A 17,647-nucleotide genomic window follows, 5' to 3' on the forward strand; every position below is an offset into this window, starting at 1 on the left:
AAAAATCCTTGTATTATAAATAAAATTAATGCTATTTTTTTCATATTAGAATTAAAACCTTTCTAATATCTCATATGCAGTATTTCTTTTTGCTGGGTTTTCACCTATATCTCGAATTAATTCAATCATCTCATCTTGATTCATACAATTACTAGCACCTGCAGCAGCAACTACATTTTCTTCCATCATTGTACTTCCTAAGTCATTTGCACCAAATTTAAGTGCCATTTGACCGATATAGCTTCCTTGAGTCACCCAAGAACTTTGAATATTAGGGAAGTTATCTAAAAAAATTCTTGAAACTGCTAAAAGTCTTAAATATCTATTTGATGATTGAGGTTTCAAATCAGGAATATCTTCTAATAGTTTAGTATTACTACTTTGAAAAGACCACATAATAAAAGCTCTAAAACCACCTGTTTCATCTTGTAGTTGTCTAATTAAATCCCAATGTTCTATAATTTCTTCATCTGTTTCAACAGTTCCAAACATCATAGTAGCAGTTGTTTTCATACCAATTGAATGGGCAAGTTTATGAACTTCTAACCATTTACTTGCATCTATTTTTTTAGGAGCAATAATATCCCTTACTCTATCACTTAAAATTTCAGCTCCAGCTCCAGGAATAGAACTTAATCCTTTTGCTTGCAATCTTTTTAAAACTTCTAAAATAGTTATTTTAGAAACCTTTGCAATATAAACAATTTCTATTGCAGAAAAAGAGTGTAGGGTGATTTGCGGGAATTTAGTATGAATATGTTCTACTAAATCTTCATAATAATCAATTTTCAATTTTGGATGAACTCCACCTTGCATAAGTATTTGAGTTCCACCAATTTCTAATAATTCTTCTATTTTTTTGTCAATTTCTTCATATGTTAATACATATGAATCACCATCTTTTCCATGTCTATAAAAAGCACAGAACTTACAATCTACCCAACAAACATTTGTATAGTTGATATTTCTATCAACTACAAATGATGTAATTCTATCGGGATGTAATTGTTCTTTAATTTTAGAAGCCATTTCTCCTAATTCAACTAAAGAGGTATTTTGAATTAGATCTAAAGCCTCTTTTTTTGTAATTCTATTCTTTATTGTACTCATTTTTTTTACCATAATTTACTCTTTATAATTTTAAAAAGATGACCCTAAAGCAAATTCAAATGAAGATGTTTTATCTCCAGCTTCATCATCTAATGCTTGAGAGAAGATAAATTGAAGTGGCCCAAATGGAGATATCCATTCAAATAAAGCTCCAGCACCACTTCTTTTTATTTCTGAAAAGGAATCTTTCCCTATCATACCATAATCATAGAAAACTCCCCATCTCATTTTAGATTTAGGAATTAAAGGAAAGGATAACTCAATACTATTTGCAAACATTTGTTTATAAACTGTTTTATTTATTAAGTTGTCATCTGGACCAAAGGCATATGATTCATATCCTCTTAATGATTTTGGTCCACCCATATACAATGAGTCCCCTCTATTTAAGTGTCCATTATCTATTAGATAATTTAAATTTGCTCTATATCTAAAAATCCAGTCATGATTAGTTAAATCTTCTAATGAATGAAAATATTTAAAGTTTGTTAAACTTTTCATATACTCAGAATCACCACCAAGTCCTGCATATTCGAAAGAAGTTCCGGCTTTAATACCACTTCTTGGTATTAAATAATCATCAGTATTATCAAAATTTAGATATGGAGTAATTGAACTTGTAATATAGTCTTGATTAACATTATCTGGCAAGTCTATTCCATCACTTTTATCATTATCTGAATATTTTTCTTCAATCATGTCAAATCTATATTTTACACCTGCATATAAGTTTCTTATAACTTCTCTACCTGCTGAAACTGAAAATCCTTTTGAAGTTTTATCTAATTCATAATCACCATCATCAGTACCGCTATAATCTATCTCATCTTCTGACTGATGTACTTCTACTGATCCATTATATTTACTATCTCTAATAGCAGGGTTTGATAACGAAACTTTATAATTGTGGTTTTTTTCTGAAAAGTCTACATTTACTCCAAGTGCTAATCCCGAACCAAATACATTCTTTTCATTAACTCCTGCACTTACTAATAATCCATCATATGATCCATATCCACCACCAAGCGTAATATTTCCAGTTGGAGTCTCTTTTACATTTACTATTAAGTCCATTGTTGTATCAGTAATTCTTTTTTGTTCAATTGTTACATCATCAAAGAAACCTGTTCTTTTTAATTTATTTTTAGATTCTGTTAAATCTGTAAGTGAAAATAAATCACTAGGTGCTAGATAAACATCTCTTCTTATAACTCTATCTAATGTTCTACTATTTCCTGAAATAATTACATCATTTATATAAACTTTTTTACCAGGAATTATGTTAAATATTACATCAGCTGTACCATTTTTTTCATTTTTGTTTATATCATACTTAACTTGTGTAAATGCATATCCTAAATCAGATACCTTTGTTTTTAAGAATTCAACATCTTTTCTAAGTTTTTCAATATTAAAAATATCATCTTTTTCAAGTTTTAAGTCACTATATAAAGTTTTAGGATCGATTATTGAAGCATCAACATATATTTTAATATCATTTGTTTTGTACTGTTCACCTTCATGAATAAAGAAATCTAAAACAGCATCATTTGATGCAAAATTAACTTTCATAAAAGGATCTTTTACCACAGAATCTAAATAACCATTTTTAAAATACTGATCTCTAATTCTTGGAGCATCATAATCTAGTTGCTCTAAATTAACTTCTCCACTATTATTTCCAAACCACCAAGGAATAAAATCCCGTTCATTATTTGCAGTTACTTCTGTAAAATCATCTGAGTCTAATTTAGTTGCACCATAATAATTTACTTTTTTAATTAGAATTTCATCACCAACATTTACATCAAAAGTAACTGCCACTGCATCATTATCTAAGTTTTCTACATTTACTTCAACAACAGAATTTACATAACCTTCTCTTTCTAAATTTTTGAGTAAAATTTCTTTTGCATGCTTAATTTTAGAAGGAGTATACATATTCCCTTTTTTTATACCCATTCTTGAATATAATTCCTCTTTATCTTCATCTCTACTTTTGTAGTTATTCATTTCTATATTAGCAATAGATGGTTTTTCTTTAAATATAAACTCAATATTTCCATTGTTATTATTAACTTTTATATCATCAAAATATCCAAATTTATAAAACTTTTTAATTGCATTATTAATTGATTTATTATTTATGTCATCACCAACTCTAAAGTTTATTGTTTCATCCGCGATATCTTGAGAAATTCTAGATAAGTTAATATATTTTATTGACTGTATCTCTTGCCCATGTAAAAATGTAGCAAGCATTAAAGATGTATATAAAGCAGTTTTTTTCACGTGTATCCTTATAACTATTCTTATTAAAGCAGATAATATAACTAAATAAACTTTATAGGATGATTAAGATATAATCTTTTTTCATAATAAATAACAAGAGGGAATATAGTGAATATTGGAATTATTGGATTAGGTCTTATGGGTGGTTCTATTGCGAAAGCTGTAAAAAAATATGCAATTGCAAAAAATGTATATGGTTATGCAAGAAATGAACAAACTGCAAAAGAGATAGAGGATTTAAAACTAGTCGATAAACTAATGAGTTTAGAAGATTTAAAAAAGAACTCAGATGTAATTATTTTAGCTATTCCAGTTGATTCAATAATTTCTATGTTTGGTGAACTAAAAGATACATCAAAAAATACTACTATAATGGACTTAGGTTCAACAAAAGAGTATATTGTTAAAAATATTCCAAAAGAAATAAGAAAAAACTTTATTGCAGCACACCCTATGACAGGAACTGAAAATTTTGGCCCTAAAGCTGCAATTGATGGTTTATATGAAGGTAAAACTGTTGTTTTGTGTGATTTAGAGGAAAATGATGAAATACATAAAAATAGAGCAATAAAAATATTTCAAAATATTGGTATGAGACTTGTATTTATGAAAGCCTCTGATCATGATATTCATGCTTGTTATATGTCACACTTGCCACATGCCATATCTTACTCTCTAGCTAATACAGTGATGAGTCATGAAGATCCAAGATCAATTATTGCCTTAGCTGCTGGTGGTTTTAAAGATATGAGTAGGGTAGCAAAATCAAGTCCCAATATGTGGACTGATATTTTTAAACAAAATAGAAAAAATCTACTTAAATCAATAGATTTATTTGAAACACATATGAAAGAAGTAAGAGATATGGTTGAAAAAGAAGATTATGAAGCATTAGCTCTATGGATGAAAAAAGCTAATAGCTTACATGAGATACTTTAAAGTCTCTCTACAGCGTTAATAGCTTCTTGAACTTTTATCGCTTGAAAATGTTCTTTTACATCATGACATCTCACAATTGAAGCACCATTTTTAATTGATTCCAAGTGAATAGCTAAAGTACCAGGAAGTCTATCTTCTGGACTTGACTCTACAATAGTATTTATCATAGACTTTCTACTTGCTGCCATTAATAACTCAAATCCAAAATGACTAAAATAATTTAAGTTTTTGATAAGTGATAAATTGTGTTCTAAATTTTTTCCAAAGCCAATACCTACATCTAAAATAATATCTTTTATTCCAAAACTTTTTGCTTTTTCAATTCTTTTTTTAAAAAAATTATCAATATCCAAAATCACATTTTTGTATTTTGGGCTTTGTTGCATATTTTCTGGATTATTTTGCATATGCATGATAATTACCTCTGCATTATATTTTGAAGCTACCTTACAAACTTCATCATTTTCTAGTCCTGTAATATCATTAACCATACTAAACCCTTTACATAATGCATAATCTAACACTTTTGGTTCATATGAGTCCAATGAAAACTTAACTTTTTCATATAACTTTTCTTCATAGATTAAATCAATAATTGGTTTTACTCTACTTAATTCTTCTTCAACTGAAACGGCAATACTTCCTGGACGACTTGAAACTCCACCTAAATCAATTATATTTGCTCCATCACTTATCATTTGTTCTATTTTTAAAATTGCACTTGAACCGTAAAATCTACTATTTTTGAAAAAAGAGTCTTCATTGGCATTAATAATACCCATAATTTTTGTTTTATTAGTTTTCATGAAATCTCACTTTTTTGAAGTTTTATTATCTGTGTTTTCTATGAATAATTGTTAGAAGTAGAGTAGTTAAGATATTAATGGGTCTTGAGTTTAACTCCAAAAGTTTTATTCCATTTGAGAAAACATCTAACTCTTTTTGAGTTAATTTTATTTTTTGTAAATTAATTTTAATCATTACTGATTCTATAATAGCTTTTGCTTCTTTTTTACCAATTTTTTGATTATCCTTTAAAAATTGATATAAACTTTTTAAATCCATTCTAAAAAAATCAAAATCAATATCAACTCTATCTATTTTACTTTTAAGATATTTATGTGGCATTCGTGAAAGAATAGTAGGTAAAATATTAGATTTTGATGTTGTGATAATAACAAAAACTATATTTCTGGGTGGTTCTTCTAATACTTTTAGTAAAGAGTTTTGAGCCTCAACTCTAAAGCTATTTCCACAAAGAACTATATATTTTGTTTCATTTGATGAAATATAAGCTTCTTTAATAACTTGTTGAGCTTGAGCTGTTAAAAAATCATCTTTTTCTTCATTTCTTACAATCCTATAACTATGTGAAGGAAAGGAAGGAATTAGACTATTTAAAGTTTCATCTATATTATTAACAATTAGTATACTTGAACTATTAATATTAATCAATTTTAACTCTCAACATTAATCTCAGCAAAAAGAGCTGCACTTAAGGTTTTATTATATAATCTAAACATCTGTAAAAGTTTCATATCTAAAGCTATATCGCTACTTTTTAAATTAAAAGCATCTTGTTTTTCTTCATCAAAAAGCCAAAGAAAAGAGTATTTAGAAACTTTTGGTATAAAAGCTCTTGCATCTTGACTTCTTCCTATGTACCAAAAACAATATCCATTTGGAAAAGAGATATTTAACATATCTTTTAAATAATTTACATCATCTTCATTTTGAACATTGTCCATTAATTTATAAAATGATTTAAAATCATAAAAAGGCAAATATGGCCTATTTAAACTTTTTTTATTTATATTTGTAAGAATGTACTCTAAAAACCAATTTCTCTCATCATCACTTATAACAATAACAGAACAACCTTTATCTAAAATACTTAATACAGACTTAGCAACTAAAGGTGTCCATTCATATTTTTTTTCTTCTAACCAAGGAGATAATAACTTATCATCCCTGATTGTATCAACAGTCCAATTTAAAAACTCTTGCACTTCTATTTATCCAACTCATATGCATCATGTAAAGCACGAACTGCTAATTCTGCATATTTTTCTTCAACTATCACTGAAATTTTTATCTCACTAGTTGATATTATTCTAATATTAATATTCTCATTAGCTAAAGCAGTAAATGCTTTAGAAGCAACACCTGTGTGAGATTTCATACCAACGCCTACTATTGAAACTTTACAAATTTTTTCATTGTAGTCAAATTTTTCAACTTCATCTTCAAATTTATGCATAATAGTTTTACAAATTTCTAAATCAGTTGTAGGAATTGTAAAGTCCAAAGATGTTTTTCCATCTACTGCAACTGTTTGTACTATCATGTCAACATTAATATTTGCATCTGCTAGTGCTGTAAAAATATATGATGCAATTCCAGGTCTATCTGTAACTCCATACATACCAACTCTTACTTGATTTTTATCCAAAGCAATACCACTTACTATTGGCTGTTCCATTATATTCTCTTCCTTTGTTATTAAAGTACCTTCTACTTCTGGAGTAAAACTACTTCTTGATATTAAATTTACATTTAATTTTTTTGCCATTTCTACAGATCTATTTTGTAAAACTTTTGCACCTAGACTTGCTAACTCTAACATTTCATCATAAGATATTTTGTCAAGTTTCTTAGCTTTTGGCTCTATTCTAGGGTCTGTAGTATATATACCATCAACATCTGTATATATCTCACAGACATCTGCTTCTATTGCTCCTGCAATCGCAACAGCTGTTAAATCTGAACCACCTCGTCCAAGTGTAGTTACTCTACCTTTTTGTGTGACACCTTGAAAACCAGCAACTACAACAATTTTACCTTGAGCTATTGATTCTTTCATATTTTTTGTATCTATATACTCAATTCTAGCTTTTGTATGTCTTTCATCTGTTACAATACCAGCTCGTCCACCACTCATTGAAATAGCATTATACCCAGCTTCATTTAAAGCAATAGATAGTAAAGCAGATGTAACTCGTTCACCAGAACTTAACAGCATATCCATTTCAGAAGAAGCAGGCATTTTTGAAAAACTTTCAGCATATTCAATTAACTTATTTGTTTCACCACTCATTGCAGATACTACTGCAATAACATCATGACCTTCATCTTTAATTTTTTTAATAATAGTTGCAACATTTTGAATTCGTTCTAATGTGCCAACGCTAGTACCACCAAATTTTAATACTTTTAACATCTAATTCATAATCCTTTTTAAATATAACCTTCTTTTTTAAAATACTTCAATACTTGCTTATAAACTGTTCTTTTAAAAAAAGTTATATAATCATAAATATTTTTTGTTGGAACAAATTTATATTCACTAAATTCAGGTGTGTGATGTGTATAAATATCTATTCTAGCACCATCATTTAATTTTACTAAATAATACTTTTGTATTTGACCATCATATGGTTTCATTTTTTCGGCAATTGCTGGAGGGAAGTCATAACTTACCCACTCAGGATACTCTGCAATGATTTTGATATCACTAGTACCAATTTCCTCTTCTAATTCTCTAAATAAAGCTTCTTTGGCTGTTTCACCATCATCAATTCCACCTTGAGGAAATTGCCATGCATTTTCGACATCAGTTCTTGAAGCTATGAAAAGTTCGCATTTTTGAGGATACTTTGCTGATAAAACAATTGCTGCTACATTAGGTCTATAATTTTTACCACTTACATTTGTAGGTATATTCTCACTTTTATCAATCATAAATATCTTTTCCCTTATAATAAGGGAAATATTATAATAAACTTAGGATTAAAAATTGCTTTTATACATACATATTCCATTTTGTGATAGTAAATGCTTTTATTGCGCATTTAACTCATATGTAGATAGATTTCACTTGAAACAAACTTATATGAAAGCTATTGAAAAACAACTAATTTACGACATTGAACACTATTTAAAAGATGAAAAGATAGATACGGTATTTATTGGTGGAGGGACTCCTAGTTGTGTAGATTTTAAAGAGTATAAAAATATATTTAAAATCATATCACCATATTTAATTGAAAACTGCGAAATAACAAGTGAAGCTAACCCAAATTCTGCAACAAAAGAATGGCTTCAAGGTATGAGAGATTTAGGTGTAAATAGAATCAGCTTTGGAGTACAAAGTTTTAATGATAAAAAACTAAGATACTTAAATCGAGCGCATAATAGTAATAGTGCTATAAGTGCTATACAAAATGCCAAATGTATAGGTTTTAATAGTATTAACTGTGATATTATTTACGGTGTACAAGGTGATAACTTTGAAAAATTAAAGTACGATTTTAATATGATAAATGAACAAAATATTGATCATATAAGTGCATATTCTTTAACTTTAGAAGAGGGAACAAAGTTCTTTAATAAATCCCATGTAAAAATAGATGATGAAGAGCTATCTTACAAGCTATTTGACTATTTAAAAGGCTTAGGCTATGAACAATATGAGATTTCTAACTTCTCAAAGTCTAAAAACACTCAATCTAAACACAATTTTGGCTATTGGGAATATACAAACTACTTAGGAATTGGAACAGGCGCTGTTGGCTTTGTAGATAATTTCAGATACTATCCCAATAAAAATATAGAAAAATATATAGAAAACCCTATTTCTTATGAAAAAGAGTATATGGATGAAGTAGATATTAAAACAGAGAAAGTACTATTAGGTCTTAGATCTAATGTGGGAGTAAATTTAGCTATTTTTAATGAAAATGAATTAAAAAAAATAGAAATATTAATCGAAGAAAAAAAGCTATACAAAGTAGATAATAAAATCTATAATTACAATTTTTTACTCTCAGATGAGATATCTTTATTTATATTAGATTAGCTTCTATTAAAGAATAATTTATACTCTATATGTATAATACGGTTTTCAAAGGAGTTTAATTGACAATAAAAGAGACCATTAAAAAATATTCACAAGAGCTAAAAGAAGTAACACATATACCAGCAAAAGAAGTAGAAATATTGATTATGTTTCTACTAGAAAAAAATGTTATTTGGATGCATTTAAATGGTAATTTTGAGTTTACAAAAGAGGAAGAACTAAAAGCTTTAGTTAAAAAAAGAGCCACACATTTTCCACTAGAATATCTTACAAATAGAGTTTCTTTTTATGGTGAAACATTTATTATAAAACAGAATGTTTTAATACCTAGACCAGAGACTGAAATATTAGTTGAAAAAGCATTCGAAAAATTAAAACAAATAGAAAATCCAAAAGTAGTAGAAATTGGAACAGGAAGTGGAATAATTTCAGTAATGCTTTCAAAACTACTTCCCCAACTAAAAGTTACTGCAGTTGATATAAATGATGATGCCTTAGAATTAGCAAAAGAAAATGCAAAAAAACACTCAGTAGAAAATCAAATTTCTTTTATAAAATCTGATTTATTAAAAGAGGTTAGTGGAGATTTTGACATGTGTATTTCAAATCCACCATATATTTCAAATAATTATGTTTTACCACATAATGTTAAATATGAGCCCAAAAATGCCCTTTTTGGAGGAGAAATTGGTGATGAACTTTTAAAAGATTTAATAGAAGAAGTTACATCAAAAAATATAAAATATCTATATTGTGAATATGGATATGATCAAAGAGAATCTATAAAAAATTATATGAAAAAATTCAATGTAAAATCACTAGAGTTTTATAAAGACTATTCTGATTTTGACAGAGGGTTTTTAATTGAATTTAATACTAAATAAAAGGAATAATATGTTTGAAGAATTTAATGTAAATAATTTAGAAAAAATGAAAAAATTATTAGAAATAAAATTAGAGGAGTCAAAAGAGCAAATAGAGAAGCTTTTAAAACTAGAAAATAAAACTTATGATAACTTTGTAAAGCCATATCAAGAAATAGGGGAGTGCATAAATGAATTCTTAACTCCTATGTTTCACATTGATTCTGTAAAAAATACAGAAATAACGACAAAAGTACATGAAGAATGTCTTCCTTTGATTTCAAACTACTCAACTGAGTTAAGTCAAAATGTAAATATTTATATATCTTTAAAAGATATACAAGATAATGATAATACCTCTTTAAATAATATACAAAAAAAAGTCTTAGAAAATGAAATTAGAGACTTTGAATTATCAGGTTGTCATTTAAATAATAATTTAAAAAATAGACTTAAAGAGATAAATTTAAGACAAAGTGAGTTATCACATAAGTTTTCTCAAAATCTATTAAATGCAACAAACTCATATGAAATGATAATTGAAGATTATGAAGATGTAAAAGAAATACCAGAGTCTGACCTAGAACTTGCCAAATTTGAAGAAGATGGTAAAATAAAATATAAATTTACTCTACAAATGCCTTCTTATATTGCTTATATAACATATGGTAGTAATAGAGATAAAAGAGAAGAGATATATAAAGCATACTGCACTAGAGCCCCAGAAAATGGAAAAATCATTGAAGAAATACTTACGTTAAAAGATGAAAAATCTAAAATACTAGGATTTAACTCATATGCACAGTATTCACTAAGTACTAAAATGGCTAAATCAGAGGATGAAGTAATAGATTTCTTATATGAATTAGCTAAAAAAGGAAAAGAAGGTGGTAAAAATGAAGTTGAAGAGATAAAAGAGTTCGCTAAAAAAGATGGAATTGAAGAATTAAAATCTTTTGATTTATCTTATTATTCTGAAAAATTAAAAAAAGAAAAATATGATTTAGATGAAGAATTATATAGACCATATTTTGAAAAAGAATCTGTTTTAAAAGGATTTTTTGAATTTCTAAATTCTATATTTGATATTGAATTTAAAGTATCAAATACTCCTACTTGGGATAAAAAAGCAACTGCTTATGATATCTATGAAAGTGGAAAATTATCTTCTAGAATTTACATAGATTTAGAATCAAGAAAAGATAAAAGAGGTGGTGCATGGATGAACAATTGGCACTCTTATTATGTTGATAAACATAATAATATTCATTTACCGACTGCTTACATTGTTTGTAACTTTCCACAATCAACAAAGGATACCAAATCACTGTTAAGACACTCAGATGTTGTAACACTTTTTCATGAAATGGGACATGCTCTACATCACTTATTAAGTAAAGTTCCTGAACCTTTTGTTAGTGGAATTTCTGGTGTTGCATGGGATACAGTTGAGTTCCCTTCACAGTTTTTAGAATACTTTTCTTATGATAAAACTGTATTAAAACAGTTTGCAAAACATTATAAAACAGGTGAAATATTATCGGATGAAGCAATAGATAAAATCATAAAAGCTAGAAATTTCCAATCTTCATTAAATATGATTAGACAAGTAGAATTTGCTCTTTTTGACTTTAAACTTCATCAAAAATTATACAAAAATGAAGATGATGTGCAAAAATTATTAAATGAAATTAGAGATGAAATCTCGATCATAAAACCACCAGTTTATAACAAGTTTCAAAATGGATTTTCCCATATTTTTGGAGGAGGATATGCAGCTGGATATTACTCTTATAAGTGGGCAGAAGTTTTAAGTGCAGATGCTTATTATATGTTTATAGAATCAGAAAATACATTCAATAAAGAACTAGCTTTAAAATATAAAAAAGCAATTTTAGAAAAAGGGGGTTCTTCTGATATGAATGAACTTTTTTATGAATTTGCTCTAAGAGAGCCAAGTGTTGACTCTTTATTAAAAATTGATGGAATTATTAGCTAATTTTTGGCACAATACGACTTGATATAATATCAGATAAGGATAGTTAATGAGTAATAATAGTGATACAATTTCTAAATTGAGCGATGCTCTTTCTAATTTAATAAATGCATATGAAACTTTACAAAAAGAAAAAGAAGATTTAGAAAAAGAAAACCAAGGATTAAAAAATACAATTGAAGATTTAGAATCTTCAAATGGAGATTTAAAAAGTAAATTAAATGATATAAACTCTACAAATGAAAAACATGGAAGTAATATAAATTCAATGTTACATAAAATTGAAAATATACTAAAAGTAGGTGATAAGAAAAAGGATAATTATTCTAGTAATAACTATAATAATGATTCTTTATCAAAGGATGATGATGAAGAATTTTCAACTACACCTACTATTTCTAGCGACACCTTTCCTAAACAAAAGGCAGAATCAGTTAGTGTTGATGATATTCAATTGGAAAAAAAATCAGATGATAAAATTGATTTAAACAGAATGGCTTCATTACTAAATGGATTTAATAAATAAAGGTGATTTAATACAATAATATGACACTACTTCTAAATAAAATATCTTTATATTCTACTTTTGGGGTAGATGATTTTAATTCATTAGATAAGGTAATAAATAATATGGCACCATCTATGGTAGAATACTATTTATCTGATTTATCTGATGGCTTTGAAAATGTATATTTAAATAAAAGAAATATACAAAATAGTCTAATAATAGGTGACTTTGCCATATATTTAGATTATGCAGATGAAGTTTATTTAGAAATTGATGATAAAAAAGAAGATTTAGAAACTTCAAGTTTATGGTAAGTAGATGAGATATCCTTTAGACTGTGAAATATCTTTTAATAAAACCTTTTTATTTTGGCTAAGTAGATTTGTTAGAAATAAGATTACATCTCTTTCAAATAGACAAGTTACAAATAAAGATCGGCTTGCAGAAATAATTCAAGAATTAATTAATGGATTCAATGATATTAATGATTTAAAAAACTTAATTAAAGAAGTCAGGAATATCGGGATGAATGGAATTTCTGTTTATTATTTGCCCTTAGAAAAACTATATTTTTATCTAATGAAATTTGGTGCTTCTTCAATGCGTGAAATAGACGAAGAAATATTAAGTGATTTTTTAGCATCACAAACTGCAAATTTATCAGATGCGAGTAAAAAAAATCATAGAATTGCATTAATTTCTTTTTTTGGATATATAGATAAACAAAATGAAGAAGAAAATGGTAATGCATATAGATATGGAATAGAATTAAAAAATTGGGGTGGATTATCAGGTAAAAGTGGAACAAAACTGCCATCTTATATGAATAAAGAAGAAGTTAACAAATTTATAAATGCTATTGAAGAATTCCCTTTTAAAAATCCTATTATTGGTAGCAGAAATAGGTTAATTATAAAAATCATTTTATATACAGGTATTCGAGTAGGTGAAGCAATTAGTATTAAAATAAAAGATATTAATAAAGATGGTGATGCTTATATTGTGCAAGTTAGAGGAAAAGGTAACAAGCCAAGAATTGTTATGATAAAAGAACATATAATAAAAAATGATCTTTTAATTTGGTTGGAAAACAATTGTTGTGAAGAAAATTTACTTTTTTGTAATCAAAAAAACAAAAAAATCACTCAAGCGTACATAGGTCGATTGGTTGAACAAATCTTAATAAGTTGTGGAATAAGAAAAGAAAAAAATGGACCACATATGTTAAGACACTCATTTGCTACATTACTATATCAAAATAGTCATGATTTAATACTCGTTCAAGAATCACTTGGTCATGCAGATATTAATACTTCAAGAATATATACACATTTTGATAAAAATAGGTTAAATAGGACTACAGATATATTTTAAATATTGATATATACATTCATATACTCTTTTTTACTAAAAATTTAATTTATAATAAGTCTCTTTTCATCATAAAATTTTTGCCCAAAATCTTTAAATATCATATTAACACATTTTAAAATGTCACAAAAGTTTCAATAAATTTTAATATTATAATAATAATGAAATAAATTATTCATTTTAAAGTACTATTAAAGAATTAAAATAGTAGAATCCGAAATTAAAAAATAATAAAGGGAAACTATATTGAACTATTTAATTCTAAATCAAATTAATTCTTCTTTGGTTTGTGGTCAAGATTGCAAATATGATGACACCTTTTTATTAATTGAACAAGAAATTGACAAAAGTCATAGTGCAAATCAAGAAGAAGGTACTAATTGGGAATATGTAGTAGAACACTGCGAAAAAATTTTATTAGAAAAAACAAAAGATATAAAAATTTCCTCATGGTATTTATATGGAATTATTAAACAAAATTCATTTAATAATTTTGAAAATTCTTTAAAAATTTATATTGAACTTTTAGAGACTTTTTCAACTCAAATGTATCCAAGTTCTAAAAAAGCAAAAAAAAATATTTTCTTATGGATTGAAGAATTACTTAGTACCGAGTTATTAAATAATATAGGAAAAATAAAGAAAGAAGATTTTTCTAATTTTTCTAATTATTTTATCAGATTAGATTCTGTTATTAAAATAATACTAGAAGATAATTCAGAAAGTTATTTTAAAAAGATTATTAGATATTTAGAAGATAATAAAATAAAAGAAATTTCTCCTATTACTTCTAATAATAAAACAAGTTCTACAAAAGAACAAGAAATTAAAGAAATAACAAATAAAGATGAAGAACTAAAAGTTATGAGAAGCTTTAAAAAATATGCTTCTTTGTTGACAAAATATTATAGAGATAATGATATCTCTGATTTAAAAGCTATAAGAATCACAAGACTTTTATCTTTTTTAGAAATAGAGGGTTTACCGCCATCTGAGAAGAATATTACACTTTTAAATCCACCTTCAATATTAGAGATAAATGAAATAGAAGATAATTATAAAAATAAAAATTATGAAGAGGCTTTTGTACTAGTAGAAGAGATTTTAGAAGTGTGCCCCTTTTGGTTAGATGGACATTATTATGCTTTCAATATTTTAGAAAAAACAAATAATAATTTAGCATCTTTTGAAATAAAAAAGAATTTCTTAAACTTTATAGAAATAAATGAGAATATCGAAAAATTATATTTTAATGATGAGACTCCTTTTGCTTCAAATAAAGTAAAAAATTGGTTAAAAGAAAATCTAGTATGCAAATTAAAAGACTCTGAAAATATATTAATTCAAACCTCTAAAAATCAAAATGATTTGGATAAAGCTTATGAGTTGGCAGAAGAAAATAAAATAAAAGATGCAATGCGACTATTAGAAGAAAATTATAATAATGCATCATCTTTTGAAGATAAATTCAATTGGCGTTTAAATCATGCAAAACTATCTTTGCAATATGATAAAAATGATATTGCATTAATTTTATTAGAAGATTTGGAAAAAGAAATTGATAGATTTTATTTATATGAATGGAACCCAAAATTAGCTGCAAATGTCTATTCTTTAATTATAAATTCTTTTAACAATACAGATATAGATACTGAAAAAATAAACACTATTTATACCAAACTATGCAAAATTGATATAAATAGTGCATATGAACTTAAAATTTAATAGGAGAAAAAATGAATAAACAGTCAGAATCACCAAAAGAGAGAATCAATGTCACATATAAACCTGCAACAGGAGATGTGCAAGAGGATGTAGAAATTCCTTTTAAAATAACATTATTAGGTGAATATAATCCAAATGAAGAAAAAAAACCAGTTGAAGAAATAAAAGCGATAAAAGTTGATAAAAATAATTTTAATGATGTATTAAAAGGACAAAATTTATCTGTTTCATTTAATGTTGAAAATAAATTGGTTAAAGAAGAGGATAGTTCTTTAGGTGTAAATTTAAAAATTAATACAATTAAAGATTTTTCACCAGAAAATGTTGTTGAAAATGTTCCCGAAATGAAAGTTTTAATGGAATTAAGAAAATCATTGATGGCATTAAAAGGGCCATTAGGCAATGTTCCAGCATTTAGAAAAGCTATTGAAAGTGCTATTTCTAACAAAGAAGAAAGAGACAAATTAATGTCTGAATTAAATTTAGATTCAAAAGAATAAAGGAATTTTATGTCAACAAATGAAATTTTAGAACAAAATAATAATAGTACTACAAATAGCTTATTAGATGCAATTGTTGCACAAACAAAATTAACTCAAGATGATGATACATATGATGTGGTCAAATCAGGAGTAGGTGCTTTAATAGAAGAACTTATAAGTTCAAACAATGATGATGAAAAAGTTAATAAATCAGTTATTGATAAAATGATTGCAGAAATTGATAAAAAAATATCTTCACAAATGGATGAAATTCTACATAATAAGCAATTTCAAGCATTAGAATCAAAATGGCGTGGATTATATATGTTAGTTGAAAGAACTGATTTTAGACAAAATATTCTTATGGAATTTATCAATGTTTCAAAAGAAGATTTAATTGAGGACTTTGAAGAAAGTTTAGATATCACTCAATCTGGTTTATATAAACATGTTTATACATCAGGGTATGGTCAATTTGGTGGAGAACCAGTTGGTACAATAATCGCAGATTATGAATTATCACCTTCAAATGTTGATATTAAATTTTTAAATAAAGTTGCATCGATTTCGGCAATGGCTCATGCTCCATTTATAGGAGCAGCTGGCCCTAAATTTTTTGGATTAAATAGCTTTGAGGGTTTACCTGATTTAAAAGATATAGAAGATGTAATGAGTTCTCCTCAATTTGCAGCTTGGAGAGGATTTAGAAAAAATGAAGACTCAAGATATGTAGGTCTTACTTTACCTAGGTTTTTACTAAGAGCACCTTATGATCCAGAAGATAATCCAATCTCTAACTTTGTTTATAAGGAAGATGTATCAAAAGATCATGAAAATTATTTATGGGGGAATACTGTTTATGCATTTGCAAGTAAATTAACTGATAGTTTTGCAAGTTTTAGATGGTGTACAAATATTATTGGTCCTAAAGCAGGAGGAGAAGTAAGAGATTTACCTGTTCATACTTTTGAAAGTATGGGAGATATTGAGATGAAAATTCCTACAGAAGTTTTAGTGTCTGATAGAAGAGAGTATGAATTATCTGAACAAGGCTTTATTCCTTTAATTATGAGAAAAGGAAGTAATACTGCTGCATTTTTTGCTGCAAGTTCTGCTCAAGAACCAAAAATTTTTCCAAATACTCCAGAAGGAAATGAGGCTCAACTAAATTATAAATTAGGAACTCAGTTACCATATTTATATGCAATTACAAGAATGTCTCACTATATAAAAGTTTTACAAAGAGAACATATTGGTTCATGGAGAGAAAGAGCTGATTTAGAAAGAGAATTAAATAGATGGGCTAAACAATATGTTGCAAATCAAGAAAATCCTACTGCAGAAATAAGAAGTAAAAGACCATTTAAAGATATTGCAATTAATGTTGAAGATGTGAGTACTGATCCAGGTTGGTACAAAGTAAGAATTTCTTTAAGACCTCATTTTAAATATATGGGTGCAAGTTTTGAATTATCTTTAGTGGGAAAACTAGATAAAGAATAA

General features: G+C 26.8%; 17 protein-coding genes. 10 read left to right on the plus strand and 7 right to left on the minus strand.

Features of this window, described 5'->3' with window-relative positions; genetic code table 11:
• Nucleotides 1–51: 51 nt before the first annotated feature.
• The gene (locus CRU95_RS01000) at nt 52–1,122 is read right to left on the minus strand and encodes a dehypoxanthine futalosine cyclase (RefSeq protein ID WP_129099285.1); all 1,071 of its coding nucleotides are present in this window, start codon (nt 1,120–1,122) and stop codon (nt 52–54) included.
• Nucleotides 1,123–1,140: 18 nt separating this feature from the next.
• Nucleotides 1,141–3,402: an outer membrane protein assembly factor BamA gene (gene bamA, locus CRU95_RS01005; protein ID WP_258238580.1), complete on the minus strand. Its 2,262-nt coding sequence runs from the start codon at nt 3,400–3,402 to the stop codon at nt 1,141–1,143.
• Between the two features lie 108 nt (nt 3,403–3,510).
• On the opposite strand from bamA, the gene CRU95_RS01010 reads away from it, so the two are divergent.
• Nucleotides 3,511–4,341 carry a prephenate dehydrogenase gene (locus CRU95_RS01010; RefSeq protein ID WP_129099286.1) on the plus strand — a complete coding sequence of 277 codons (831 nt, stop codon included), beginning with the start codon at nt 3,511–3,513 and terminating at the stop codon, nt 4,339–4,341.
• On the opposite strand, the gene folP is transcribed toward CRU95_RS01010, so the two are convergent.
• From folP to CRU95_RS01035, 5 genes are read right to left on the minus strand one after another with little or no spacing between them, the layout of a single operon-like run.
• Nucleotides 4,338–5,147: a dihydropteroate synthase gene (folP, locus tag CRU95_RS01015; RefSeq protein ID WP_129099287.1), complete on the minus strand. Its 810-nt coding sequence runs from the start codon at nt 5,145–5,147 to the stop codon at nt 4,338–4,340. The two genes, CRU95_RS01010 and folP, sit on opposite strands and share 4 nt — an antisense overlap.
• 25 nt (nt 5,148–5,172) lie before the next feature.
• Nucleotides 5,173–5,796: a DNA polymerase III subunit delta' gene (locus CRU95_RS01020; RefSeq protein ID WP_129099288.1), complete on the minus strand. Its 624-nt coding sequence runs from the start codon at nt 5,794–5,796 to the stop codon at nt 5,173–5,175.
• Nucleotides 5,797–5,798: 2 nt separating this feature from the next.
• Nucleotides 5,799–6,350, minus strand: a complete 552-nt coding sequence (locus CRU95_RS01025) for a HobA family DNA replication regulator (protein ID WP_129099289.1) — start codon at nt 6,348–6,350, stop codon at nt 5,799–5,801.
• 2 nt (nt 6,351–6,352) lie between these two features.
• Nucleotides 6,353–7,561 carry an aspartate kinase gene (locus tag CRU95_RS01030; RefSeq protein WP_129099290.1) on the minus strand — a complete coding sequence of 403 codons (1,209 nt, stop codon included), beginning with the start codon at nt 7,559–7,561 and terminating at the stop codon, nt 6,353–6,355.
• 17 nt (nt 7,562–7,578) lie between these two features.
• Nucleotides 7,579–8,082 (minus strand): RNA pyrophosphohydrolase, encoded by a 504-nt coding sequence (locus CRU95_RS01035; RefSeq protein WP_129099291.1) that lies wholly within the window; start codon nt 8,080–8,082, stop codon nt 7,579–7,581.
• A gap of 55 nt (nt 8,083–8,137) precedes the next feature.
• Here CRU95_RS01035 and hemW point away from each other — a divergent pair, with 55 nt between their 5' ends.
• The 9 genes from hemW (at nt 8,138) to tssC (ending at nt 17,647) form a co-directional block, all read left to right on the plus strand.
• On the plus strand, nt 8,138–9,199 hold the full coding sequence (gene hemW, locus CRU95_RS01040; protein WP_129099292.1) for a radical SAM family heme chaperone HemW: 1,062 nt from the start codon (nt 8,138–8,140) through the stop codon (nt 9,197–9,199).
• A 59-nt stretch (nt 9,200–9,258) separates the two neighbouring features.
• Nucleotides 9,259–10,083: a peptide chain release factor N(5)-glutamine methyltransferase gene (gene prmC / locus CRU95_RS01045; RefSeq protein ID WP_129099293.1), complete on the plus strand. Its 825-nt coding sequence runs from the start codon at nt 9,259–9,261 to the stop codon at nt 10,081–10,083.
• Nucleotides 10,084–10,093: 10 nt separating this feature from the next.
• The gene (locus tag CRU95_RS01050) at nt 10,094–12,061 is read left to right on the plus strand and encodes a M3 family metallopeptidase (RefSeq protein ID WP_129099294.1); all 1,968 of its coding nucleotides are present in this window, start codon (nt 10,094–10,096) and stop codon (nt 12,059–12,061) included.
• Between the two features lie 46 nt (nt 12,062–12,107).
• Entirely contained in the window at nt 12,108–12,584 is a 477-nt protein-coding gene (locus tag CRU95_RS01055) for a hypothetical protein (RefSeq protein ID WP_129099295.1), read from the plus strand.
• A gap of 20 nt (nt 12,585–12,604) precedes the next feature.
• Nucleotides 12,605–12,880, plus strand: a complete 276-nt coding sequence (locus CRU95_RS01060) for a hypothetical protein (RefSeq protein WP_129099296.1) — start codon at nt 12,605–12,607, stop codon at nt 12,878–12,880.
• A 4-nt stretch (nt 12,881–12,884) separates the two neighbouring features.
• The gene (locus CRU95_RS01065) at nt 12,885–13,940 is read left to right on the plus strand and encodes a tyrosine-type recombinase/integrase (protein WP_129099297.1); all 1,056 of its coding nucleotides are present in this window, start codon (nt 12,885–12,887) and stop codon (nt 13,938–13,940) included.
• Nucleotides 13,941–14,183: 243 nt separating this feature from the next.
• Nucleotides 14,184–15,662, plus strand: a complete 1,479-nt coding sequence (gene tssA, locus CRU95_RS01070; protein WP_164969696.1) for a type VI secretion system protein TssA — start codon at nt 14,184–14,186, stop codon at nt 15,660–15,662.
• An 11-nt stretch (nt 15,663–15,673) separates the two neighbouring features.
• Complete coding sequence (gene tssB / locus CRU95_RS01075; RefSeq protein ID WP_129099299.1) at nt 15,674–16,162, plus strand: type VI secretion system contractile sheath small subunit; 489 nt, start codon at nt 15,674–15,676, stop codon at nt 16,160–16,162.
• 9 nt (nt 16,163–16,171) lie between these two features.
• On the plus strand, nt 16,172–17,647 hold the full coding sequence (gene tssC / locus CRU95_RS01080; RefSeq protein ID WP_129099300.1) for a type VI secretion system contractile sheath large subunit: 1,476 nt from the start codon (nt 16,172–16,174) through the stop codon (nt 17,645–17,647).

The organism is Arcobacter sp. F2176 (assembly GCF_004116465.1).
Lineage (GTDB): Bacteria > Campylobacterota > Campylobacteria > Campylobacterales > Arcobacteraceae > Arcobacter > Arcobacter siniprincipis.